The sequence below is a fragment of the Sinomonas flava genome (genome assembly GCF_039531875.1).
In the GTDB taxonomy this organism is placed as follows: domain Bacteria; phylum Actinomycetota; class Actinomycetes; order Actinomycetales; family Micrococcaceae; genus Sinomonas; species Sinomonas flava.
The window spans coordinates 20,985-43,935 of record NZ_BAAAQW010000002.1 but is presented as its reverse complement, the minus strand read 5'-3'; the positions used below and the strand labels follow the sequence as shown (position 1 = coordinate 43,935).

The following is a 22,951-nucleotide window of genomic DNA, read 5'->3' as shown; positions in this document are numbered from 1 at the left end:
CTTCTTCGAGCGCCTCTCGCGCACGCGCATCCCGATCTCGATCGGGGTGCCCTCGAAGCCGAACGTCTCGCGCAGCCGGCGCGTGATGAAGCGGCGGTAGCCCGGGTCCAGGAACCCGGTGGTGAACAGGACGAACTTCGGCGGGCGGCTCTGCGCCTGGGTCCCGAACAGGATGCGCGGCTGCTTGCCGCCGCGCACGGGGTGCGGGTGCGCGGCCACGAGCTCGCCCAGGAACGCGTTGAGCCGACCGGTCGGGATGCGGGTGTCCCATCCCTCGAGCGCCTTCTCGAGCGCCGGCACGAGGCGGTCCCGGTGCCAGCCCGTCTTCGCCGAGATGTTCACGCGCGGAGCCCACTCGACGTGGGCGAGGTCCTTCTCGATCTCACGCTCGAGCCAGCGGCGCCGCTCGTCGTCCATGAGGTCCCACTTGTTGAATGCGATCACGAGCGCGCGCCCCGACTCGATCGCGAGGTTGAGGATGCGCACGTCCTGCTCCGCGAGCACCTCGTCCGCGGCGAGGAGCACGACGGCGACCTCCGCCTTCTCGAGCGCGGCCTGCGTCCGGAGGGACGCGTAGTACTCCGCGCCCTGGGACATGTGCTGGCGGCGGCGGATGCCCGCCGTGTCGACGAAGCGCCACGTCTTGCCGCCGAGCTCGATGTACTCGTCGATCGGGTCGCGCGTGGTCCCGGCCATCTCGTTCACAACCGCTCGCTCCGAGCCGGCGAGCTTGTTCAGGAGCGAGGACTTGCCCACGTTGGGACGGCCGATGAGGGCCACACGGCGCGGGCCGCCCGAGCGTTCGACCCCGGCGACGGCCGAGAACTCCGGCAGCACCTTCAGGGCGGCGTCGAGGAGGTCGGCGACGCCGCGGCCGTGCAGCGCCGAGACGGGCCACGGCTGGCCGAAGCCGAGGCCCCACAGGACCGAGGCGTCGGCTTCCTGTGCGAAGTCGTCGACCTTGTTGGCCACGAGCAGGACCGGCTTCTTGGACTTGCGCAGCATGCGCATGACCGCCTCGTCGGTGGCGGTGGCCCCTACTGTGGAGTCGACCACGAACATGACGGCGTCGGCCAGGCCGACGGCGATCTCGGCCTGCTCGGCCACCATGGCGTGGATGCCCCTGGCGTCGCGCTCCCACCCGCCGGTGTCGACGAGCGTGAACTTCCGCCCGTTCCACTCTGCCGGGTAGGACACGCGGTCGCGGGTGACGCCGGGGACGTCCTCGACGACCGCCTCGCGGCGGCCGATGATGCGGTTCACCAGCGTGGACTTGCCCACGTTCGGGCGGCCGATGATCGCGAGGACGGGGTCCATGCGCGTGGGCGCGTCGGGGTCCCACTCCTCGCCGAGGCCCGCGAGGAGGCGCGCGTCCTCGTCGTCGAGCTCGTAGTCGTCCAGGCCGGCCCGGAGCGTCGCAGCGCGCTGCTCCGCCTCGGAGTCGTCCATCGCGGCGAGGTGCTCGGCGACCTCGTCGGTGCCCTCGGGCACGAACTCGTCGTCCTGGGCCGATGAGGATCCGGTTTCCACGGATTCAGTCATGTGAGTCTCCTTGAATGTCTGGGGGCCGGCTCAGGCGCCGGCCGGGCGGCCGCCGACGGCCGCGTGCACGACGCCGAGCACGGCGTCGACGGTCTGGTCGAAGTCCAGGTCGGACGAGTCGACGGTGAAGACGCCGTCCGCGGCCTGGGTGAAGCTTGCGACGGTCGAATCCTTCGCGTCCCGCGCGACGACCTGCTCGTGCAGCTGCTCCGCGGTCTGGGTCCCGCCGAGTTGGGCGCCACGGCGGCGCATGCGTGCCTCCTCGGAGGCGGTCAGCAGGAGCCGCACCTCGGCGTCGCGCGCCACGACGGTGGTGATGTCCCGGCCTTCGACCACCATGCGGCGGCCGTGGGCGGCGAGGAGGGCGCGCTGGCGGCGGATGAGCTCGTCGCGCACGCCGAGATTCGTGGCGACGGCACTCACCGCGGAGGAGATCCGCGGCTCGCGGATCGCCGCGGTCACGTCGTGGCCGCGCACGACGACGCGCTCGGCGTCGGCACTCGTGCTCAGCTCGAGGTCGAGCGCCCGCGCGGCGGCTTCGACGAGGGCGCCGTCGGCGAGGTCGAGGCCCCGCTCGAGGCAGTCCCAGGCCACGGCCCGGTACATTGCCCCCGTGTCGAGGTAGGCGAGCCGCAGCCGGCGCGCCACCTCCTTGGAGATGCTCGACTTCCCCGAGCCTGAGGGCCCGTCGATCGCGACGACGAGGGGGCGGCCCACGCGCAGCGGCTGGCCCGAATGCGCCGGACGGCCGCCGGGTCCCGGGGTGTACCGAACGGAGGTCCCCTCGGACGTGCTCGCCGAGCTCAACGACCCACCGTGCTGCGCATCCTGCCGCGCGCTCATTGCAGTACCCGCCATCCGCGCTCCTCCAGTTCCGTTACCAGTGCATCGTGCTTGCTCGGGAGCACGGAGATCTCCACCATGCCCACGTTCCGCCCCGACGAATGGTCGAGGCGGAGGTCTTCGAGGTTCACCCCGATCTCGCCGATCTCCGTCAGGAGCTTGGCGATCTGGCCCGGGCGGTCGTCCACGAGCACCGTGAGCCACGCGAAGGCCTGCGGCGGACCGCCGTGCTTGCCCGGGATCCGCGCCTGCCCGGCATTGCCCTCCGTCATGAGCTGCGCGAGGTCGAGCCGCGCACCCGGCGCCGCCGGTGCCTCGAGAGTGCGGATGAGCCGCTCGATGTCCTCGCGGACGCCGTAGAGGTGCTCGACGATCTTCGGCGCGTTCGCCCCGAGGATCTGCACCCACAGGCCCGGGTCGCTCGCGGCGATCCTCGTGGTGTCGCGGAGCCCATTGCCCGCGAGGGCGAGCAGGCGCAGGTCCGTGCCCTGCAGCCGCGAGGCGAGCAGCGAGGACATGACCTGCGGGAGGTGGCTCACGAGGGCCACCGCCTCGTCGTGCTCCTCGGGGCCGAACTCGACCACCATGGCGCCGAGGTCCGCACCGAGCGCCTTGGCCGCGCGGACGGCGTCGGGCGCCGCCTCCGCTCCGGAACACACGACCCAGGGCATCGACGTGAACAGCTCGCCGCGGGCGGCAACCGGCCCGGACTTCTCCCGCCCGGCCATGGGGTGCGTGCCCACGTAGCGGGACAGGTCCAGCCCGCGTCCCCGGAGGTCGGCGAGGATCGCGCCCTTGACGCTCGCGATGTCCACGACGACGGCGCGCGGCCACCGCTGGAGGGAACGCGCGACGACGTCGGCGGTCACGTCCGGCGGCGCAGCGACGACGACGACCTCGGGCTGCGCACCGGGGTCCGCGTCCAGCTCCGCGACCGGCCGTCCTGCTCCGATGTCGACGGCGACGGCCTGGTTGGTGGGCGACGGGTCCTCGAGGAACACCGGCACGCCCCGGTGCTCGAGGCCGAGCCCGATGCTCGTCCCGAGGAGGCCCGTGCCGATCACGACGACGGGCCCGTGGAGGTGGGTGACAGCCATTCTCTCGTCCCGGATCAGAGACCCACGGCCGCCATGAGGTGGCCGATCTCCTGCTTGCCGAGGCGGCGGACGGTGCCCTGCTTCTGGTCACCGAGGCCGATGGGGCCGATCTTGGCGCGCACGAGGCGCTGCACGGGGAACCCGACGGCGTCGAACATGCGGCGCACGATCCGGTTCTTGCCGGAGTGGAGCACGACCTCACACAGCACGAAGCCGGGGGTCGAGTCGACGAGCCGGAACGAGTCGACCTTCGCGAGGCCGTCCTCGAGCTCGACGCCGCGGCGCAGCTGGGCGCCCACGCCCTGTGGCATCGGGCCGCGCACCTGGACGACGTAGGTCTTGGGGACCTCGTAGGAGGGGTGCGTGAGCCGGTTCGCGAGCTCGCCGTCGTTGGTCAGGAGCAGCAGGCCCTCGGTGTTCGTGTCGAGCCGGCCGACGTGGAACAGCCGCTCCGGCGAGCCAGGGCGGAGGTAGTCGGAGATGCACGGCCGTCCCTCGGGGTCGTCCATCGTGGACACGACCCCGCGCGGCTTGTTGAACGCCATGTAGACGAGGTGCTCGTTGGTCTGGACCCGCACGCCGTCCACGTGGATGACATCGGTCTCAGGATTGACCCGCGAACCGAGCTCGGTGACGATCTGCCCGTTCACCTCGACGCGGCCCTCGGCGATGAGCTCCTCGCAGACGCGGCGCGACGCGACGCCTGCGTTGGCCATGACCTTCTGCAGGCGCACGCCGTCCTCGCTCATCTCCGCCCGCGACCGCGGCGTGTGCTGGGGCAGCGGGGTGGGCGACTTGCGCCCCCCGGCGGAGTCCCGCTGCGGCTTGTCCCTGCGGACGGGGCCGAGGTTCTTCCCGAAGCGCTCCCCCGCGAACGGCGCCGCCCCGGATCCCTTGGCCTGGGGGCGATCGCCCCGCTTGCGCGCTGGCGACTTGGGTGCACCCTTCGCGCCTCCGCGCGCGGCGCCGCCGCGCGAGCCGGCGCCCGATGAACCGTTCCTGCGAGGGTTTCCTCCGTTGGGTGAACCCTGGCGTCCCGCCTGTGTCATGACCAATGCCTTTGCAGTATGAAGCGCCCGGGAATCCGGGGAGGCCGGAGGGACGCGTTGGTAGGTGAGGGCGAATGCCCGCAGTCAAGGATACCGGATCGGCCGCTCAGCGCCCCGTCGGCACGCGGTCAGGGGTAGGCGCCGTCAATCGAGCCGAGCTCCTCGAGCCCCGGGAGGTGCGGGGAGATCTGGGGCAGCTCGGCCACGGAGCCGATCCCGAGCCGCTCGAGGAAGTAGGAGGTCGTGGAGTACAGGATGGCCCCCGACTCGGGGTCCGTGCCGGCCTCCTCGACGAGTCCGCGGGTCACGAGCGTCTTGACAACCGAGTCGACATTGACTCCCCGGATCGCGGCGACCCGCGAGCGCGCCACAGGCTGGCGGTACGCGATGACGGCGAGCGTCTCGAGCGCAGCCTGCGTGAGCCGCGCGGTCTGCCCGTCGATGACGTAGCGGGACACGACCTCCGCGAAGTCGGGCCGCGAGTAGAAGCGCCATCCCCCGGCCACGGACCGCAGTTCGAATCCGCGTCCCTGCCGGTCGTACTCCCCCGCGAGGCGGGAGAGGTGGGCCTCGACCTCCGGCTGCGGCACGTCGAGGACGCTCGCGAGCTCGGCCGCGCTCACCGGTTCGTCGACCACCATGAGCACCGCCTCGAGCGCGGCTCCGATCCTGCCCTCATCCGCCATGGTCGTCCTCCCAGGTCTCGTCGTTCTCGGACATGCCGCCCGGCACGGCGGGGATGGTGGCGGCGCCGTCGTACTCCTCGCCCATCCCCTCCGAGGTCCAGCTCGCGGCGGCGGTCCAGCGCACGCTCAGCTCCGCCAGCGGGGCAGCCTGCTCGAACGCCACCGCACGGTCGCGGAAAAGCTCGAGCAGCGCGAGGAAGCGCACGACGACGACCAGCCGGCTCGCGGCGTCCGCCGTGAGAGCTCGGAAGCTCAGGGGGCCGGCAGCCTGCAGGCGCAGCCCGATGAGCTCGGCCTGCTCGCGCACGCTCACGGGAGGAGCGTGGAGGTGCCCCACGCCGACCTCGCTCGGCGGCTCCTCCTTCGGCGCGAACGCCTTTGCGGCAATGGCCGCGAACTGCTCGGGGGTGTGCTGCCACACGAGCTCGGGCAGGAGCGCGGCGAAGGACGGCTCAAGGGTCACGGTCCGGGGGTAGCGGCGGCCCTCCTCCTCGAGGGTCGAGGCGAAGACCGCTGCGATCTCCTTGAAGGCCCTGTACTGCAGGAGGCGCGCGAACAGGAGGTCCCGGGCCTCGAGCCGGGCCACGTCCTCCTCGTCCTCGACCTCCCCGGCGGGAAGCAGGCGGGCGGCCTTGAGGTCCAGGAGGGTCGCGGCGATGACGAGGAACTCGCTCGCCTCGTCCAGGGCCCAGTCCTCGCCGCGCTCTTGTAGCGCCCGGATATACGCGATGAAGTCGTCCGTGACGGTCGCCAGGGCCACCTCGGTGATGTCGAGACGGTGTTTCGCGATGAGTCCGAGGAGCAGGTCGAACGGGCCGGTGAAGTTCTCGAGGCGGACCTCGAACCCGCCGTGGTTCCCGGACGGCTGGTCGCCGGGAAGCTCGGGCGAGAGGTCCGCGGATGCCGGCCGCGCGGCGTCGTGCGCCGCCCCCGCCTCCTGGCTAGGGGGCGCCACCGCGGGCCACGAGCTCGCGGGCCAGCCGGCGGTACGCCTCGGCGCCCGGGTGGTTGGACGCGTAGCGGGTGATCGGCTCGGCGGCGACGGTCGCATCCGCGAACTTGATGGTGCGCTTGATGACCGTGTCGAAGACCTTGTCGCCGAAGGCCTCGACGAGCCGGGCGAGCACCTCGCGGGAGTGGAGCGTGCGGGCGTCGTACATCGTGGCCAGGACGCCGTCCACGGTGAGGCGCGGGTTCAGGCGGTCCTGGACCTTCTCGATCGTCTCGACGAGCAGGGCCACCGCGCGCAGGGCGAAGAACTCGCAGATGAGCGGGATCACGACGCCGTGCGCGGCCGTGAGCGCGTTGACCGTCAGGAGGCCCAGGGAGGGCTGGCAGTCGATGAGGATGACGTCGTACTCGTCCTCGACGCGCCGCAGCGCACCAGCGAGGACCTGTTCGCGCGCAACCTCGGTCACGAGCTGGACTTCGGCCGCCGAGAGGTCGATGTTCGCCGGGAGGAGGTCGACATTCTCGACCTCGGTGTGCCGGATCGCCGAGTGGACATCGACGTGGCGGTCCATCATGACGTTGTAGACGGTCGTCTCGAGCTCGTGGGGGTTGATGCCGAAGCCGGCCGAGGCCGCACCCTGCGGGTCGAAGTCGACGATCAGGACCTTGCGGCCGTACTCCGCGAGTGCGGCGGCGAGGTTGATGGCCGAGGTGGTCTTGCCGACGCCGCCCTTCTGGTTGACCATCGCGATGATGCGGGCCGGGCCGTGGGAGGACAGGGGCGCGGGCTCGGGGAACTCGCGCAGGGGCCGCCCCGTGGGGCCGAGCTCGGTCCCGGCGATGTCTGCGGAAATGCCGTCCAGAGTCGCTGCGCTCTGCTCTGTGCTCACGTAACCATCCACACTTTCGATTCGCTTGCTGGGCTGGCTTGCCGGCGGGCGTCCTTGAGTCCTCAGCCTACACAGCGGCAACACGCATCCCGGGGACCTTGACAAATGCCCCTCCGGCGCGCCTCACCTTCAACTGGAACTTCAAGGTTTCCCCTCCGGGCACGGCTGAGGGCCACCTCCGGCGGGTCGATGCCAGGCAAAGACCCACGGGAAGTGACCCTCAGGAGGTGACCCTCAGACGGGGCGGGTCAGGTGCGGGCCGGCTCGCCCGCGGCGCCGACGACGTCCTCGCTCTCGGGCTCGCCGCCGTGGCCGTGGCCGGCGAGCATGGTCGTCTCGTCGAAGGGCCGCCGGCCCGAGAGGACCTCGCCGACACGGTCCGTGTCGATCTCCCGGGTCCACGTGCCCATCAGGACGGTCGCGACGGCGTTGCCCGTGAAGTTGGTCAGCGCGCGGGCCTCGGACATGAAGCGGTCGATGCCGACGATGAACGAGACGCCGCCCACGAGCTGGGGCGCATGCGCCTGGAGGCCGCCGGCGAGGGTCGCGAGGCCAGCGCCGGAGACGCCGGCCGCGCCCTTGGAGGCGATGATCATGAACACGAGGAGCCCGATCTGCTCGCCCAGGGCGAGAGGCTGGCCCATGGCCGTGGCGATGAACAGGGACGCCATCGTCAGGTAGATCGCGGTGCCGTCGAGGTTGAACGAGTAGCCCGTCGGAACCGTCACGCCGACGACCGGCTTGGAGACGCCGAGGTGCTCCATCTTGGCGATGAGGCGCGGCAGGGCGGCCTCGGAGGAGGACGTCGAGACGATGATGAGGTACTCGCGGCCCAGGTACTTCATGAGCTTGAAGATGTTCACGCCCGAGACGACCTTCAGGATCGTGCCGAGGATGAAGACGATGAACAGGATGCACGTGATGTAGAAGGCGACCATCAGCGTCAGCAGGCTCAGGACGGCCTTCCAGCCGGTGGCGCCGACCACGGCGGCGATGGCACCGAAGGCGCCGATCGGGGCCAGCCACATGATCATGATGAGGATGCGGAACACGAGCACCTGCGCCTGGCGGATGAACTCGAGCAGCATCGCGCCGGTCTTGCCCATGCGCTGGAGCGCGAAGCCGACGAGGAGCGCCACGAAGAGCGTCTGGAGGATCTCGCCCGAGGTCAGGGAGGACACGAGCGTCTTGGGGATGATGCCCAGCAGGAAGTTGGTGGTGTCCGCGGACTCGGTCGCCTTGTACGTGGCGTCCTTGAGGTTCAGGCCCTCGCCCGGGTGGATGAAGTTGCCCACCACGAGGCCGATCGCGAGCGCGAAGGTGCTCATGACCATGAAGTACAGGAGGGCGAGCCCGCCGACCTTGCCGACGGTGGCGGCCTTCGCGATCGAGCCGATGCCCAGCACGATCGTGCAGAAGATGACCGGGGCGATCATCATCTTGATGAGGGCCACGAATCCGTCCCCGAGCGGCTTGAGGTCCGCGGCGAACCCGTCCTTGCCGGGGAAGAGGAGGCCGACGACGACGCCGAGCACGACGGCGACGATGACGGCGATGTAGAGGACGTGCGTGCGGTCGGCAGGCTTCTTGGCGGGCGCCCGCTCGGGTGCCGTTGGCGACGTTGCCACGGGATGCTCCTTGATACCTTGGCTGGGGCCCGGTGTGGGCCTGTTCACCCCCTACTCTTTCGCCCGCTGTGACAGACCTCACCGTTGCGGTCATATTGGTCACAGGAAACGCGCGACATCGAAAGGACCAGCATGAGGAGGATGAGCCTCGCGAGCAGGCTCCTCGCGATCCTGGTCCTCGCCGTCGTGGCGCTGACCGCGTTCATCGGGACGGCCATGTACGTCGACGCCCGAGACCAGACCCATCAGAACGCCGGCCGGCGGACGCTCTCGACGGCGGAGGCCATCGCCGACAGCCCGTTCGTCATCGACGCCGCGCGGAACGCGGCGACGAGGGACCCCTCCCCCGTCCTGCAGCCCTACGCCGAGCAGGTCATCCAGGACGCGGACCTGGACTTCGTCACGATCATGGCTCCGGACCGGACCCGCTGGACCCACGCAAGTCCCGAGCAGATCGGCGGGAAGTATCTCGGGAGCGTGGACGAGGCGCTCGCGGGGCACGCCCTCACGGAGACGTACACGGGGACGCTGGGGCCCTCGGTCCGGTCGATCGTCCCGGTCGTCGACGGGGGCAAGGTCATCGGCATGGTCTCGGCCGGCGTCCGCGTGAGCGCGCTCGAGGTGGCCGCCGCGGGCCGGCTCCCGGCGCTCCTGGCGATCGCCGCCGTCGTGCTCGCCCTCGGGTCGCTCGGCTCGCTCGGCCTCGGCCGGTACCTGTCCCGCGTCACCCGCGGCTACGGCCCGGAGGAGCTGGGCCAGCTGTTCGCGTACTACGAGTCGGTGCTGCACTCGGTCCGGGAGGGCGTGATGCTCGTGGACCGGCGGGGCAGGGTGGTGATCCGCAACGACCAGGCCTCGCGCCTCCTGGGCCTGCCCGAGCACGATGACGGCGCGGAGCCGGCCGGGCTGGAGGGCCTCGCGCTGCCCGAAAGCCTGCGCGAGCTGCTGGCCAGCGGCCGCAGCGCCCACGACGAGATCCACCTGACGTCCGACCGCGTGCTCGTGGTCAACCAGGAACCGGCGACCATCCGCGAGGGGCGGCGCCCGAAGGTGATCGGCGCGGTCGCGACCCTCCGGGACCGGACCGAGATCGCCGCGCTCGGCAGCGAGCTCGAGACGCTGCGCACGCTCTCTGACGCCCTCCGCAGCCAGGCCCACGAGCACGGGAACCGGCTCCACACGATCGTCTCGCTGCTTGAGCTCGGGCGCACCGCGGAGGCACTCTCGTTCGCCACCGAGGACCTGAAGCTGAGCCAGTCCCTGGCCGACGAGCTCGTGGTCTCCCTCGACGAGCCCGTCCTCGCCGCGCTCGTCATGGGCAAGGCCGCCCAGGCCAATGAGCGCGGCGTGCGCCTCGACGCCGACGCGTCCGCGACGCTGGCCGGATCCGGCATGGCGCCGCAGGACCTCGTGACCATCGTCGGCAACCTCGTCGACAACGCGATCGACGCCGCGGCCGCCGGCGAGCCGCCGCGCTGGGTGTCGCTCGGGATCGCGGAGGAGGGCGACGACGTCGTGATCGAGGTGGCGGACAGCGGAACGGGCGTGCCGGCGGAGGAAGCCGACCGGATCCTCCAGTACGGGTACTCGACCAAGCCGCACACGGGCCCGGGCCGGGGGCTGGGCCTCGCGCTCGTCAAGCGCTCCGTGGAGCGGCTCGGCGGGTCCCTGGCCCTGACGCCCGGCAAGGGTGCGGTCTTCACCGTCGTCCTGCCCCGGAAGGAGCACGTGCCGTGACCCAGGCAGCAGAGGCAACCCGGGCCATCCGGGTGCTCGTCGTCGAGGACGAGCCGATCGTGGCGGACGCCCACGCGGCCTACATCGGGCGGGTGCCGGGCTTCGTCCATGCCGGCACGGCGCACGACGGCGCGTCGGCCCTCCGCCTCGCGGGCCAGCTCGCCGCGGCGGGGACACCGGTGGACCTCGTCCTGCTCGACATGAACCTCCCGGACCTCCATGGCCTCGACGTGGGCCGGCGCCTGCGGGCGGCGGGGCATCCCGTGGACATCATCGCAATCACCGCGGTCCGCGAGCTGCCCGTGGTGAGGCGCGCGATCTCGGTGGGGGTCGTGCACTACCTCATCAAGCCGTTCACGTTCGCGGCCTTCGCCGAGCGTCTGGAGCACTACCGGGTGTACCGCCAGGCGCTGGCCGGGCACGCCGGACCGACCTCGCAGGCCGCCGTGGACGAGGCGCTTGCCGCGCTGCGCGCGCCGGTGTCCAAGCCGCTGCCGAAGGGCCTCTCGGCGCACACCCTCGAGGCCGTCCGGGACTACCTGCGCACACGCGGCGACGCCGTCTCCGCCTCGGAGCTGACGGAGGCTGTGGGCATCTCGCGCGTGACGGCACGCCGCTACCTCGAGTACCTGTCCGACGCCGGCGAGCTGACGCGCTCCGCCCGGTACGGCACCCCCGGGCGACCGGAGAAGGAGTACCGCTGGGCGGGCTAGGCGGCCGTCCGGGGAACCGGTCGGCGCCGCACACGCGGCGCGCCGCAGACAGGGCCCTTGGCTCCTGTCGCTCGACGATGGACGGGCCTACCGTTGAATCATGGAGCCGCGCGCGGCTTCCCGGCGACGGAAAGGAGCAGCGATGAGCAGCGAGAGCCCCGAACTGGTCGAGCCCAACGGCGCGGCCACCGCGACGGCCGAGGCCCGCGAGGCACCGGAGCCTGTGCTTCCCGACATCGACTCCCTGCCCGACGGTTCGGGCAATGACCGCGATGCCGACGAGACCGACGACGAGCGCTTCGATGCGGGCTGACGCAGCAGCGTACACAGTGCCGGACCAGGACGGGCCCCGGCGGGAACGAAGAGAAGAGGAGCCATGACGCACAGCCTCGACTACGGCAACACCGAAGACGACGACCTCACCGAGCCCTTGGATGGCAGGGACAGCCAGGCCCCGGAGGGGTCCAGCGACAACCCCGAGACGATGGATGAGATCGACCCTCTGCACGACCCGCACCGGCTGATCGAGCTCGACGTCGAAGAGGAGAACCCGGACATCGAGCGAGGCCTCGACTAGGCAGCCTTCCGACTCGTCGTGGGGACACGTCCGCTACTGGCCGGACCCCTTTCTGCTCCTGTAGGGTTGGGCTGTAGTCGTTGTGTTTCACGTTGTGTCTGCACGGCGCCCATCCTCCGCCGGAGGCCGGGGCCGTGCTTGCTTGGCGGTTTCTGGACACCGCTGCGAGCAGCCCCGAAGGCCGAGGCTGCACCCGTCCCGAGGAGGACGTATGGCAACTGGCACCGTCAAGTGGTTCAACAGTGAAAAGGGCTTCGGGTTCATCGCGCCCGATGACAACGGCGCGGACATCTTCGTGCACTTCTCCGCGATCGAGTCCAAGGGCTACCGCGAGCTCCAGGAAGGCCAGAAGGTCGAGTTCGAGGCCCAGCAGGGCCCGAAGGGCCTCCAGGCCGCCAAGGTCCGCCCGCTCTGATCTGCGTCTGACCAATCGGTTGACGCATCGCGGTCTCCCAGAGGGCCGGCAGCTTCCCGCTGCCGGCCCTCCGGCGTCTGCGCAGGTGGTCGGTCTCGTGCTCGCGGCGGGCGCCGGCCGCAGGATGGGGTGTCCCAAGGCATTGGTGGCGGACGACGGCGGCCCCTGGCTCGCGCGGGCGGCCCTGCTTCCGCTGTCGGCAGGCTGTGCGCGCGTGCTCGCCGTGCTCGGCGCTGCCGCTGAGGAGGCACGCCAGCTCCTGCCAGCCGATCCGAGGATCGTCCCCGTCGTCGCGCCCGCTTGGGCCTCCGGCATGGCGGCTTCGCTCCGTGCCGGCATCGAGGCCGCGGCAGCGCTCGGCCCGCGTCCGGATGCGGTGCTCGTGACCCTCGTCGACCTGCCCTCGCTGCAGGACGAGGCGTTGAGGAAGGTCCTCGCCGGCCCCGTCGGCCCGGGCTCGCTCCGCCGCGCGGAGTACGGCGGGCGCCCAGGGCACCCCGTGCTCATCGGGCGGGACCACTGGGCACCGCTCCTCGCCGAGCTCGCCGGCGACCGGGGCGCCGGCCCCTACCTCGCCGCGCACGGGGCAGAAGCGGTGGACTGCACGGGCCTCGGCGGGGACCTCGACATCGACCTGCCGGGTCCCCAGACCTCGCCCGGCTAGGAGATGAGCTTCAAGGCACCCCACCCCGTCCCGAGCTGTGTGCGCCCGTTCACGTCGATGCCGCCCGTGCCGGTGCCCGGGTAGAGCCAGAGGACACCGCTGCCGTCTCGGGCGATGATGTCAGCCTTGCCATCCCCTGTGAGGTCGCCCGGAGCCGCGATCGCCGTCATGGACCCCCAGCCGGTGGCGATCTGGGAGCGGCTGAGCCAGCCCGTCGCCCCGTCGCCCGGGTAGAGCCACAGGACACCATTGGTGTCGCGGGCGATCACGTCGTTCTTGCCGTCGCCGTTGAAGTCGCGGCCGCTGACGAGCGCGTTCATGACGTTCCAGCCCCAGCCAACCTGGACGCGTGACTTCCAGCCGCCGGTGCCGTTGCCCGGGTAGAGCCACAGGGCGCCGCCGCTGTCCCGTGCCAGGACGTCGCTGTTGCCGTCGCCGTCGAAGTCGCCGGGCGAGAGGACCGCCGTCATGACGTTCCAGCCCCAGCCGACCTGGACCCGGGTGCCGAAGCCGCCCGAACCGTTGCCGGGATAGAGGAAGAGGGCGCCATCGCTGGTCCTGCGGGCCAGGACGTCGTTCTTGCCGTCGCCGTTGAAGTCGCCCGGCGTCACGGTGGCGTTCATCCCGCTCCAGCCCGTGGCGACCTGCACGCCCGCCGCGATGCCGCCGGCACCGTCGCCCTTGTAGAGCTTGAGGAGGTCGCCGTCCGCCGCGAGGACGTCCGCGTAGCCATCGCCGGTGTAGTCGTGCCAGGAGGGTGTGACCGGCTTGGGCTGGAGCGTGTAGGTCTGGCTCTGGACGGTTGACTCGTTCCCCGCGGCATCCCTTCCGAAGTAGGAGAGCGTGAACGTGTGGTCCAGCGTCAGCGGTCCGGTGTACAGGGTGCTGCCCGTGGTGGGCGTCGACCCGTCGGTCGTGTAGTAGATGTCTGTCTTGCTCTCGTTCGAGGAGAGTGTGATCTGCTGCCCCGAGGGATAGGTCCCCGTGAGCGGGTTCGCCGTGATGGTCGGCGGCGTCGTGTCGGCGGCGATCGTGTACGCCTGCTGGGCAACCGCCGAGGCATTCCCGGCGTTGTCCGTCGCGAAGTACTTGAGCGTCATAGCCGCGTCGAGTGAGATCGGCCCGGTGTAGGTGGTCCCTGCAGTCACGGGATCCGAGCCGTCAGTCGTGTAGCGGATGGTCGCGGGCTCGTTCGCGGTCAGCTTGATCAGGGTCCCCACGGGATATGCGCCGGCGGCGGGGTCAGCAGTCACGGTCGGCGGCGTCTTGTCGTCAGCCAGCGAGTAGGTCTGGGTCGCGACCTGCGAGGTGTTGCCCGCCGCGTCGACGCCGAAGTACTTCAGCGTCCCCGCGCCTATCGTGATCGGCGCGGTGTAGGCAGGGCTCGACGCGGTCGGCGTGCTGCCATCGGTCGTGTAGCGGATCGTGGTGGAGGGCTCGTTCGAGCTCAGCGTGACGGTCTGCGCCGACGGGTAGGTGCCTCCGGGCGGCGTCGCCGTGATCACCGGTGCCGTGGTGTCGGCGCCCTTGAACACCTCGAACTCGGCCAGGCCGGCCGCCGTCGTCGTCGGGCTCACCCCGGTGACGGTGAACTTCACCGAGGTCACGGTCCGGCCCGGGAACGTCACGGTCGTGCCGGCGCCGTTGTTGTAGAGCGCGCCGACCGGCACCGACGTGCCGTCGGAGAAGTCGAGCACACCCGACGTGACCTGCTGGTCGGCGAGCGGACGGTCGAACAGGTTCACCATCGAAATGGCGGTCGGCGAACCGAAGGTGTACTGGATCCAGGCGCCGGTCTTCTCGCCGTTGGAGACCCATTCCTTCCCGGGAGCCTGGGGGGCGCCCCACGCGTAGCCGTCGCGGGCACGGTCCGCGCTCTGGGTGGTGGACGCCTGGGAGGACGCCCGGACCGTCGTCCCGGAGTCCTTGGCGGCGTTCTTGGTCCACTGGATCGAGGTGGGGTACTCGCGCTTGAGCCACTCGTTGTACGGCGAGTCCGGGCACCCCTCCCCCGGCGAGTTGCAGACGTTGTGGTCGTAGCCCGCAAACGTCACGAACGCGTCCACCTTCTTGGTCAGCTCGGGGTCGAACACGTTCTGGGCGTATTCGTCGATCACGTACGCGTCGTAGCCGGTGAGCGTGTGCGGCGCCGTGTAGGAGGCGCTGGCCTGCTGCGCGAACTTCGCCGTGGCCCAGTGGTCGCTGTGGTCGTAGGGATTGGTGTAGGAGCCGGTCCAGTCCTGGGTGCGCAGCGTCGTCGGCTTGAAGGACTGCATGGTCTGCAGCAGGATGCTGGCCAGCTGCGACTTCGTGTACGCCGCGCGGCCGTCGACCGGTGTGACGGAGCTGAGCGTGCCGTTCCAGAGCTTGAGGATGCTCTGGTAGTTGTAGGTGTCGCTGCCCGAACCGTCCGGGAAGCCGTCCGGGATGCGGAGGAACATCACCTGGATGTTGGAGCCGCTCAGCTGCCACCGCGCGATGTCCCGGTTGGCGATGCCGTCATCGATGTCGACCCACGAGTTCGCCTTGCCGGCCATCTGCGCATACGTCGCCTGGATGCCGGCCTCGAGGCTCTGCCAGTAGGAGGCCCCTTCGCCCGCCTCCCCTGCCGTGGTGAAGACCGTGAGGGAACAGCGGTCCGCTTCGAGGTCCCGCATGAAGTCAGGGCTCAGGAAGAGCAAGTCATCGTCGGTATGGGCCACGATGTTCATGTCCCCGTTGGCGCACGCGGTGGCGCTCCGCGCCGGTGCCGGCGTCTGGAGCCCCACGAGAGCAGCGGCGCCCAGGACGGCGGCGAGGACGGCCGCCGCCATCCTGCGGACAGAGCCGCCCCTCGGGGAGGGCTGGAACCGTGTCCTCCGGTCCGGGTGCGAAGGCGTCTGAGTGTCCACGGTCAACCCCAATCACTGATGAACGCGCCCGCAGCAGCGCGGGCTCCCGGAGGCTCCGCCCCCTGCGGCGAGTCCGAGATCGGTATGTGAGACCCGTTGCCGCTCCCTGACAACGCCACATCCACGGATCAGGGTACGCTCGGGTGCCATGCGCGGGAAGTGATCAAAGTCCCCAGAATCACACGCAGAGTGCTCAACTCCACAGCCCGGTCACAGCCTCTGCGCCCCAGTCATTTGCGATCATGGTTAGGTCATGATGATTGGACCCGACAGCGCAGTGAGGAGTGCTCTGATGGCCCCTCCGCCCAGGTTCCCCTTCGCGCGCGCGGCGTTCGCGTTGACGGCGGTGGCCCTCACCGGGGCAGCCTGCGCCACGGCCGGGCTCTGGCGGGCGCCGGCCCCCGCCGCAGTACCTCCCCGCGCCGACGCATTCCACGTGGTCGTCGTCGGGGACTCCCTGAGCACCGGCTACGGTACCTCCCCTGACTTCGCCTGGCCCACGCTGCTCTCCGCCGAGGAGATGGGGCGGGTCAACGTCGTGAACTCCTCCGAGAACGGCGACGGCTTTCTTGCCGTGGGCGACGACAACGGGACCTTCGTCTCCCACGTCGCCGAGGCCGCCCGGCCGGATGCCCAGATGGTCGTCTTCTTCGGCTCGGAGAACGACATGGGCGCCGATGACTCCGAACTCGGCGCCGCCGTCGACGAGGCACTGCAGACCGCTCGGACATCTTCCCCGAAGGCGCGGCTCGTCGTCGTGGGCCCGCCGTCCTACACCGCGGACCCCGAACCCGAGCGGGTCGCGGTGCACGACACGCTCGAGGCCGCGGCCGCGCGCGAGGGCGCGGACTTCGTGGACCCGATAGCGCAGGAGTGGTTTGTCGGGCTGGACGGCCTCGTGGGGCCGGACGGTGTCCACCCGAGCGTGGCCGGCCAGTACTACCTGCGCGACGAGATGGCCCGCGCCCTCGGGCTCTGAGGGCGATCCTCCACGGCTCCTCAGGCGAGGAGCTTCCCCCAGCGCGGGTCCAGGAGCGGCGCCCCTGCGATATCGAGGCACCGCCACAGCGTGACGGCGACCGAGTCGAGGACGGGGACCCCTGTCCGCGACTCGAGGTCCGAGACGACCGGGGCCCCGTAGAGGTTGGTGCAGAGGAACACCAGCGCGTCCGGGCGCTCGGCGGCGAGCTCGAGAGAGCCGGGGACGAGCTCTTCCGGGGCGACTCTCGCGAAGGACTCGTTGTCGCTCAGGCCCAGCGCCCGATGCCCGCTGGTCCGCACGCCCGCCTCGGCGTACCGGACGATCACCTGCTCGTTCACGTCGGCAGTGTACGGCGTGAAGAGACCGATGGTCCCGATGGCGAACGCTGCGAAGGCGTCGAGGTAGGCGAGCGTGGAGGTCGTGGCCGGGATTCCGGTGGCGGCCGTGATCTCCGCGGCGATCTCCCTGTCGTGCCCGACGCCGAGCCATGACCCCGAGGTGCCATTCCAGGCGATGACGTCGACGTCCGCCGTAGCGAGGAGCTCTGCGGCGGCGCGCATGGCCCCGACGTCGAACTGCCTGTCGGATCCGGAGTCAAGCGCAATCCGGGTCACCGGGATGCGCGTGGAATGGATCGTGACGTCCTCGCGGTCCCCCAGGAGGCGGTAGCTCATCGGTTCAAGGCAGGTGTTGGACGAAGGCACGATCATCCCGATGCGGATGGGGCGGGGGGTCTGGGGCATCTCAGTTCCCTCTCTGGTCGGCAATGGAGGGGACGTGCAGGCCCGTGCCGGACGCGTCCCGGAATTCCGCGTAGCCGCGCCGCTCCACGAACCGGCCGACGGGGCCTGGGTCGTGGAATCCGTCCTCATCGAGGACCACTCGGCCGCCCGCGACGACAGTCTGGGGCCACCCGCGCAGCACGCGCCCGTGGAACGGGGAGAAGTCGGTGCCCATGTGGAGGGCGGCGCTGTCCACCGTCCGCGCCTCGGCAGGATCGAAGACGACGAGGTCCGCGTCGTAGCCGGGAGCGATGGTTCCCTTTCCGGGGATCGCGTTGATCCGCGCGGGCGAGGCCGCGAAGAGGTCGACGAACCGCTCGAGCAGCCGCGCGCCGTCGTGCGCCTCCCGGTCCGCCCACGCGTCGGCGAGGGCCGTGAAGGCGACCGGCATGCGGGTCTCGACGCCCGGCAGGCCGTGGGGCATCTGGCGGATGTCGTCCGCCCGCTCGCGCTTCTGCGTCAGGTCGTAGCACGAGTGGTCGCTCGAGACGGTGTGGACAGAGCCGTCGGCGAAGCGCCGGCGGACCGCCGCGACGGTCTCAGGGGAGCGCATCGGCGGGCAGCAGGCGTACCAGTGCGGGAACTGGGATGAGTAGACGCCGTCGTCGAGGACGAGGTAGTGGGGGCAGGTCTCGGAATGCGCGTCCAGACCCCGGGCGCGGGCCTCTGCCACGAGGTCGATCGCCCCGGGCGTGGACTGGTGCACGAAGTAGACGGGGGCCCCCGTGTACTCGGCCAGGGCGAGGACCTCCCGGACGGACGCCTCCTCGGCGAGCTCCGGGCGGGTCTCGTGCAGGTGCGCGATCCCGATCCGGCCTGCCGAGGCGTGCTCCTGGGTGCAGTCGACGATCATGGCGTCGTGCTCGGCGTGGATGTAGGTGAGGCCGTCGAGCCGCACCATCTCGCGCATGACCCGCAGCACCGTGTCGTCGTCCGCCATCGTGGATCCACGGTTGGTCATGTACATCTTGACGGACCGGATTCCCAGGGCTGCGAGCTCCTCGAGCTGGGCGGGGACGGTCTCGTCCCACTCGACGACGGCCCCATGGAGGGCCACGTCGCAGCGGGACTCCGCCGCGAGGGCCAGCTTGTGCCTCGCCGCTTCCAGTGGGGTCTCGGAGGAGTGCCTCGGAATGCCGAAGTCGAGGATGGTCGTAGTCCCTCCCCACAGCGCTGCCGCGGAGGCGATGGCGAAATCGTCCAGGGTGCGCCAGCGCCCCGTGGTCTGCGCCACGTGGCAGTGGGCGTCGATCCCTCCCGGGATGACGGCGCGGCCGGAGGCGTCGATGGTGCGCTCGGCGGCGGGGACTGGATCGGCGGCGTCGACGACGGCGGTGACCCGCCCGCCGTCGACCACGACATGGGCGAGCCGGCGTGAATCCGCGTTGACCACGAGGCCGTTGGCGATGACGAGGTCTGCGACGCCGGGCATCACTGCACGCTCCCCGCGCCCTGGGGCGCGCGGCCGGCGGCGAGCTGGGCCGCGTCGAGCGCGGCGTCGAGCGCCGGCGAGAGGCCGCTGCGCCGCTTCAGCGGCGGGGCAGCGAACGAGCCCGCGCGGTGGGGGCCCGAGGCGAGCCCGACCACGGCCTCGGCGAGCCGGATGCCGGCGCCGATGCCGTCCACGACGGGAACGGGGATCTCGTCGGCGACCTCGCGCGCCAGGCCCGCGAGCGGCGCACCGGCGAGGATCACGACGTCGGCGCCGTCCTCGGCCACGGCCAGCCGCGCGAGTTCGACGAGTGTCGGGCGGAAGTCCTCCTGGACGCTGCCGATGCCCCGCAGCGCTTCCGTGATCGAGCGGATCGACGCCAGCCGGGAGCCGAAGCCGAACCGCTCGACGCAGTCGCGGTACCAGGCGGTGATGCGGTCCGAGATGGCGATGATCGAGAACCGGTGCCCCTGGAGCGCGGCGGCGCAGAGGGCTGCCTCGGTGATCCCGAGCACCGGGACGTCGGCGAGTTCCTTGAGGGCGGGCATGCCCGGATCGCCGAAGGCCGCGACCACGACGCCGTCGACCTGGCCCGCGTGCTCGGCGATGAGCTCGGCCACGGCGCCGGCGGCGATCAGCGATTCGAGGCGCGTCTCGATGTACTCGACACCGTGGCCCGCGGTGCGGACGACGAGTTCGGTGGCGGGGGCTGCGGACCGCTCCGCCTCCGAGCGGATCAGCGCGGTCACGTCCTCGCTGATGTTGGGGTTGATGACCAGAAGTCTCATGTACGGGTTCCTTGAGGGGAACGGCCGGCGCTCTCGCGGAGGCCGTGTCGGGATAGTCAGACGGTGTCCGGGTACTGCGCCCGGTACTTGCCGATGTGCCGTGCGGACTGGGCCGCGGCGGCGTCGGGATCGCCGCTGGCAATCGCGGCGAGGAGGTCGCGGTGCTCCTGGATGAGCTCAGGCAGGTCCGTCACGTGCCGGAAGAGCCAGTGCATGCGCCCTTGGAGGGGCTCGAGCGCAGTCCGGAGGAACTCGTTGTCCGCGATCGCCGTGACCTCGTCGTGGAAGTCGTTGTTGAACCGGTGCGCCTCATGGACGCTCCCGCGACGCAGGGCGTCCGACGCCTGGTCCAGGAGAGCCTCCAGGCGGGACACGTCCTCGGGCGTGGCGCGCTGTGACGCGAGCCGGCACGCGAGGACCTCGAGGGACGCCCGGACGTCGAAGAGGTCCTCGACCTCCTTCTCGCTGAGCCCTGCCACCACCGAGCCCCGCGTGGCGCGGGGAGCGAGCAGGCCCTCCTGCTGCAGCATGCGCAGGGCCTCGCGCACGGGGAGCCTCGAGACGTTGAACTCTCCGGCGAGGTCCCGCTCGATGAGGCGGGTCCCGGGGGCGTAGTACCCCTCGAAGATCCGCGAGCGCAGCGTGTCGCGGATGACCTCCCGCAGCGGGCGGTCCCGGGCGGGCTCCTCGACTGGCTGTGCCATGATCGCTCCTCAGGTGAGTGCGGGCCTCGGCCCGCCGTGGCGGTTCGTGCTGTGGTCCATTCGACCACGGGGGCGGCGCCCGGCCGGCGGCAGCCCGCCGGCCGGGCACCGCCGGGATCAGACGGGGAGCCGTTTGCTGTAGTCGAGCGCGAGCACCGAGACCCCCATGACGATCGCCGAGCCGACGAAGTAGAGGAGGGCCCAGGTGTAGCCCCCGGTGGCGCCGACGATGAAGCCCACGGCGATCGGGGTGACGAAGCCGGCGATGTTACCGCTGAGGTTCATCGCCCCACCGAGGACGCCTGCGTTCGTGCGTCCGCCCAGCGTCGCGGGCACGGCCCAGAACAGGCCCACCCACCGCAGGAAGAAGAGGACCACGGAGAGGAGCACGACCGCGGCGATCGGATCCGAGACGACCGTGACCCCGACGAGTCCGCCGGCGACGATGACGCTCGAGATGCCCAGGAGCGTGCGCATCACGAGGTTCGCCCCCAGCCCGCGGGCACGGAGCCTGTCTGCGAGCGTGCCGCCGAGGATCTCTCCGACGAACCCGGCGCCGAAGATCACGAACGTGGACCACCCGATGGTCTTCAGATCGAACCCCTTCGCCTGGGACAGGTAGAGCGGGCCCCAGGTGAGAAGGCCGTAGAAGACGCCGTTGAATCCGAGCCAGCCGAGGCACATCGCCCAGAACGAGCGGAACTTCAGGTAGGGCAGGAGCGCGCGGCGTGCCTCGCCGTTCACGCCGGCGGCCTCGTCCTCGGCCCGGTGCGAGGCCTCGATGTACTCGGCCTCCGCCTCGTTGACCGCCTTGTGGGCCCGGGGATTGTCCCGGATGTACCACCAGGTGAGCGCGCCGAGCAGGACAGTCGCGATGCCGGCGATGACGAACGCCGCGCGCCAGCCGCCGGCGGCGCTGATGAGCCAGGTGATGATGACGGCGCCCACGCCAGCGCCGAGGGGAGCACCCGCGTCGAGGATCGTGGCGCCGCGGCCCCGCTCCTTGGAGTGCATCCACAGGGCGTTGAGCTTCCCGCCGGCGGGCATGATGCCAGCCTCGGTGACGCCGATGCCCATGCGGGCGATGAACATGCTCAGGAATCCGCCGGCCATGCCGGACGCCGCAGTCGCCGCGCCCCAGCCGACACAGGATGCCGTGATGACCTTGCGGGGGCCGAAGCGGTCGATGAGCCAGCCGACGGGGACCTGCATGAGCGCATAGGTCCAGAAGAAGGCCGAGAGCAGGAGCCCGACCAGTTCGGGCGAGAGGTCGAACTCCTTCTGGATGACCGGCAGCGCGACGGAGATCGATCCTCGGTCCACGTAGTTCACGGTGACCAGGACCAGGAGCAGGATGAACAGCTTCCAGCGCACACTGGTGCGCTTGGGCGCGGGCTGCCCGCCATCCTTGGCGAGCGGCCGCGGGGCGGTGGCTTCTTCTCGAAGGGACACACGTCCTCCTTCACAGCGGTGGGAAGTGCGGCAGCCGAACAGGCGGATGCCGAGCCCGGGTGGGCGGTGCGCAACGTGTGGGAGAGCTCTCTCTTGGGATTCCGATTTGGGATCCCAAGAGAGAGCTTACGCAGTGTCCCAGACCACAGTCAAGGGTTTGGGATCCCAACTTGGGATACGAATCGAGCGGCTCTGCCGCTCAGCCGACCTCGTCCCTCCAGGAGTGCTGCGGGTCGTACCCGAGGACGCGGCGGGCCTTCTCGATCGACAGGAGCGTCTCGTGCTCGCCGAGTTCCTTCGTGACGGTCACCCCGGGGAACACCTCGGCAGCGAGGTCGGCGGAGCTGCGGGACATGACCGTGTCCGCAGCCGCGATGATGTACGCCTCGAAGCCCGGCCGGGCGCCCTCGAGCGCGCGCTCGACCGCCTGCGCGCCGTCGCGCGCGTCGATGTATCCCCAGAGGTTCCACTTGCGCCCACGCGGATCGGCGTCGAAGCCCGGGAAGGCGGCATAGTCCGCCGGGACCATGACGTTGGAGAACCTGAAGGCGCTCACGCTCAGCTCGGGGTCCCAGCGGCACAGCTGGATGGCCATCTGCTCCTCGAGGTGCTTGACCAGGGAGTAGGTGCTCTCGGGTCGGGCGGGGTACTCCTCGTCGACCGGGATGTACGGAGGCGGCGTGTCGAACGGCAGGCCCAGGACGGTCTCGCTCGAGGCATAGACGATCCGCTTGACGCCCGCCCGGCGGGCCGCCTGGAACACGTTGTAGGTTGCGAGCATGTTGTTGCGGAACGTCGCGGCGTCCGGGGCCAGCCCGGGCGCAGGGATGGCCGCGAGATGCACGACGGCGTCGACTCCGCTGTGGCGGTCGTCGATGCCCGCGAGCGCGTCGGCGACCTGGCCGTAGTCGGTGAGGTCGATGCGCACGTAGCCCGGGCCGCGCTCCCCCACCGTGTCGAGGTTCCACACGGTGTGCCCGGCGCTGCGGAGGTGCTCGACCACCGCCCGCCCGAGCTTCCCGCTTCCGCCGGTGAGTGCGATCTGCATGGTTCACTCCCTTTCTCGGCGCCCACGGTGGCCGCCCCGACCATCCTCGCTGGCCTGCACCGTCGACGGCTACGCCCCAC

General features: G+C 70.8%; 22 protein-coding genes. 7 read left to right on the top strand and 15 right to left on the bottom strand.

From position 1 onward, the window contains the following. The 8 genes from der to ABD298_RS01045 all read right to left on the bottom strand — a co-directional run. The coding region (der, locus tag ABD298_RS01080) for a ribosome biogenesis GTPase Der (RefSeq protein WP_344297659.1) at window positions 1-1,542 on the bottom strand (1,542 nt) is incomplete at its 3' end. A 30-nt stretch (window positions 1,543-1,572) separates the two neighbouring features. Then, a complete protein-coding gene (cmk, locus tag ABD298_RS01075; RefSeq protein ID WP_344297657.1) occupies window positions 1,573-2,400 on the bottom strand; it encodes a (d)CMP kinase in 828 nt (275 codons plus the stop codon). Next, window positions 2,382-3,482 (bottom strand): prephenate dehydrogenase, encoded by a 1,101-nt coding sequence (locus ABD298_RS01070; protein WP_344297655.1) that lies wholly within the window; start codon window positions 3,480-3,482, stop codon window positions 2,382-2,384. The genes cmk and ABD298_RS01070 overlap by 19 nt, the downstream gene beginning before the upstream one ends. Window positions 3,483-3,496: 14 nt before the next feature. Continuing rightward, window positions 3,497-4,531: a pseudouridine synthase gene (locus ABD298_RS01065; RefSeq protein WP_344297653.1), complete on the bottom strand. Its 1,035-nt coding sequence runs from the start codon at window positions 4,529-4,531 to the stop codon at window positions 3,497-3,499. A 128-nt stretch (window positions 4,532-4,659) separates the two neighbouring features. Next, window positions 4,660-5,217, bottom strand: a complete 558-nt coding sequence (gene scpB / locus ABD298_RS01060; RefSeq protein WP_344297651.1) for an SMC-Scp complex subunit ScpB — start codon at window positions 5,215-5,217, stop codon at window positions 4,660-4,662. Further along, window positions 5,207-6,172, bottom strand: coding sequence for a segregation and condensation protein A (locus ABD298_RS01055; protein ID WP_425564273.1), 966 nt, complete (start codon window positions 6,170-6,172; stop codon window positions 5,207-5,209). Before ABD298_RS01055 ends, scpB begins: the two co-directional genes overlap by 11 nt. Next, window positions 6,159-7,058, bottom strand: a complete 900-nt coding sequence (locus tag ABD298_RS01050; RefSeq protein WP_208712305.1) for a ParA family protein — start codon at window positions 7,056-7,058, stop codon at window positions 6,159-6,161. Before ABD298_RS01050 ends, ABD298_RS01055 begins: the two co-directional genes overlap by 14 nt. Window positions 7,059-7,306: 248 nt before the next feature. Further along, window positions 7,307-8,686 carry a cation:dicarboxylate symporter family transporter gene (locus ABD298_RS01045; RefSeq protein ID WP_344297648.1) on the bottom strand — a complete coding sequence of 460 codons (1,380 nt, stop codon included), beginning with the start codon at window positions 8,684-8,686 and terminating at the stop codon, window positions 7,307-7,309. A 132-nt stretch (window positions 8,687-8,818) separates the two neighbouring features. On the opposite strand from ABD298_RS01045, the gene ABD298_RS01040 reads away from it, so the two are divergent. From ABD298_RS01040 to ABD298_RS01015, 6 genes are all read left to right on the top strand, one after another. Next, entirely contained in the window at window positions 8,819-10,423 is a 1,605-nt protein-coding gene (locus ABD298_RS01040) for a sensor histidine kinase (protein ID WP_344297646.1), read from the top strand. Continuing rightward, window positions 10,420-11,136, top strand: coding sequence for a response regulator (locus tag ABD298_RS01035; RefSeq protein ID WP_344297644.1), 717 nt, complete (start codon window positions 10,420-10,422; stop codon window positions 11,134-11,136). The genes ABD298_RS01040 and ABD298_RS01035 overlap by 4 nt, the downstream gene beginning before the upstream one ends. A gap of 142 nt (window positions 11,137-11,278) precedes the next feature. Continuing rightward, on the top strand, window positions 11,279-11,449 hold the full coding sequence (locus ABD298_RS01030; RefSeq protein WP_344297642.1) for a hypothetical protein: 171 nt from the start codon (window positions 11,279-11,281) through the stop codon (window positions 11,447-11,449). 63 nt (window positions 11,450-11,512) lie between these two features. Then, complete coding sequence (locus tag ABD298_RS01025) at window positions 11,513-11,713, top strand: hypothetical protein (RefSeq protein WP_344297640.1); 201 nt, start codon at window positions 11,513-11,515, stop codon at window positions 11,711-11,713. A 211-nt stretch (window positions 11,714-11,924) separates the two neighbouring features. After that, window positions 11,925-12,128 (top strand): cold-shock protein, encoded by a 204-nt coding sequence (locus ABD298_RS01020; protein WP_208712300.1) that lies wholly within the window; start codon window positions 11,925-11,927, stop codon window positions 12,126-12,128. 85 nt (window positions 12,129-12,213) lie between these two features. Continuing rightward, on the top strand, window positions 12,214-12,792 hold the full coding sequence (locus tag ABD298_RS01015; RefSeq protein WP_344297637.1) for a nucleotidyltransferase family protein: 579 nt from the start codon (window positions 12,214-12,216) through the stop codon (window positions 12,790-12,792). Here the strand turns inward: ABD298_RS01015 and ABD298_RS01010 are convergent. Beyond that, window positions 12,789-15,683 carry a chitobiase/beta-hexosaminidase C-terminal domain-containing protein gene (locus ABD298_RS01010; protein WP_344297635.1) on the bottom strand — a complete coding sequence of 965 codons (2,895 nt, stop codon included), beginning with the start codon at window positions 15,681-15,683 and terminating at the stop codon, window positions 12,789-12,791. The two genes, ABD298_RS01015 and ABD298_RS01010, sit on opposite strands and share 4 nt — an antisense overlap. Window positions 15,684-15,975: 292 nt before the next feature. Between ABD298_RS01010 and ABD298_RS01005 the strand changes: the two genes are divergently transcribed. Further along, window positions 15,976-16,662: an SGNH/GDSL hydrolase family protein gene (locus ABD298_RS01005; RefSeq protein ID WP_344297633.1), complete on the top strand. Its 687-nt coding sequence runs from the start codon at window positions 15,976-15,978 to the stop codon at window positions 16,660-16,662. Between the two features lie 20 nt (window positions 16,663-16,682). On the opposite strand, the gene ABD298_RS01000 is transcribed toward ABD298_RS01005, so the two are convergent. The 6 genes from ABD298_RS01000 to ABD298_RS00975 form a co-directional block, all read right to left on the bottom strand. Beyond that, on the bottom strand, window positions 16,683-17,408 hold the full coding sequence (locus tag ABD298_RS01000; RefSeq protein WP_344297631.1) for a maleate cis-trans isomerase family protein: 726 nt from the start codon (window positions 17,406-17,408) through the stop codon (window positions 16,683-16,685). Window position 17,409: 1 nt separating this feature from the next. Further along, a complete protein-coding gene (locus tag ABD298_RS00995) occupies window positions 17,410-18,879 on the bottom strand; it encodes an amidohydrolase family protein (protein ID WP_344297629.1) in 1,470 nt (489 codons plus the stop codon). Further along, the gene (locus ABD298_RS00990; RefSeq protein WP_344297628.1) at window positions 18,879-19,667 is read right to left on the bottom strand and encodes an aspartate/glutamate racemase family protein; all 789 of its coding nucleotides are present in this window, start codon (window positions 19,665-19,667) and stop codon (window positions 18,879-18,881) included. Before ABD298_RS00990 ends, ABD298_RS00995 begins: the two co-directional genes overlap by 1 nt. A gap of 56 nt (window positions 19,668-19,723) precedes the next feature. After that, window positions 19,724-20,371: a GntR family transcriptional regulator gene (locus ABD298_RS00985; RefSeq protein ID WP_344297626.1), complete on the bottom strand. Its 648-nt coding sequence runs from the start codon at window positions 20,369-20,371 to the stop codon at window positions 19,724-19,726. Window positions 20,372-20,488: 117 nt separating this feature from the next. Next, window positions 20,489-21,823, bottom strand: a complete 1,335-nt coding sequence (locus tag ABD298_RS00980; RefSeq protein WP_208712292.1) for an MFS transporter — start codon at window positions 21,821-21,823, stop codon at window positions 20,489-20,491. Window positions 21,824-22,022: 199 nt separating this feature from the next. Beyond that, window positions 22,023-22,871, bottom strand: coding sequence for an NAD-dependent epimerase/dehydratase family protein (locus tag ABD298_RS00975; RefSeq protein ID WP_344297622.1), 849 nt, complete (start codon window positions 22,869-22,871; stop codon window positions 22,023-22,025). Window positions 22,872-22,951: the final 80 nt, after the last annotated feature.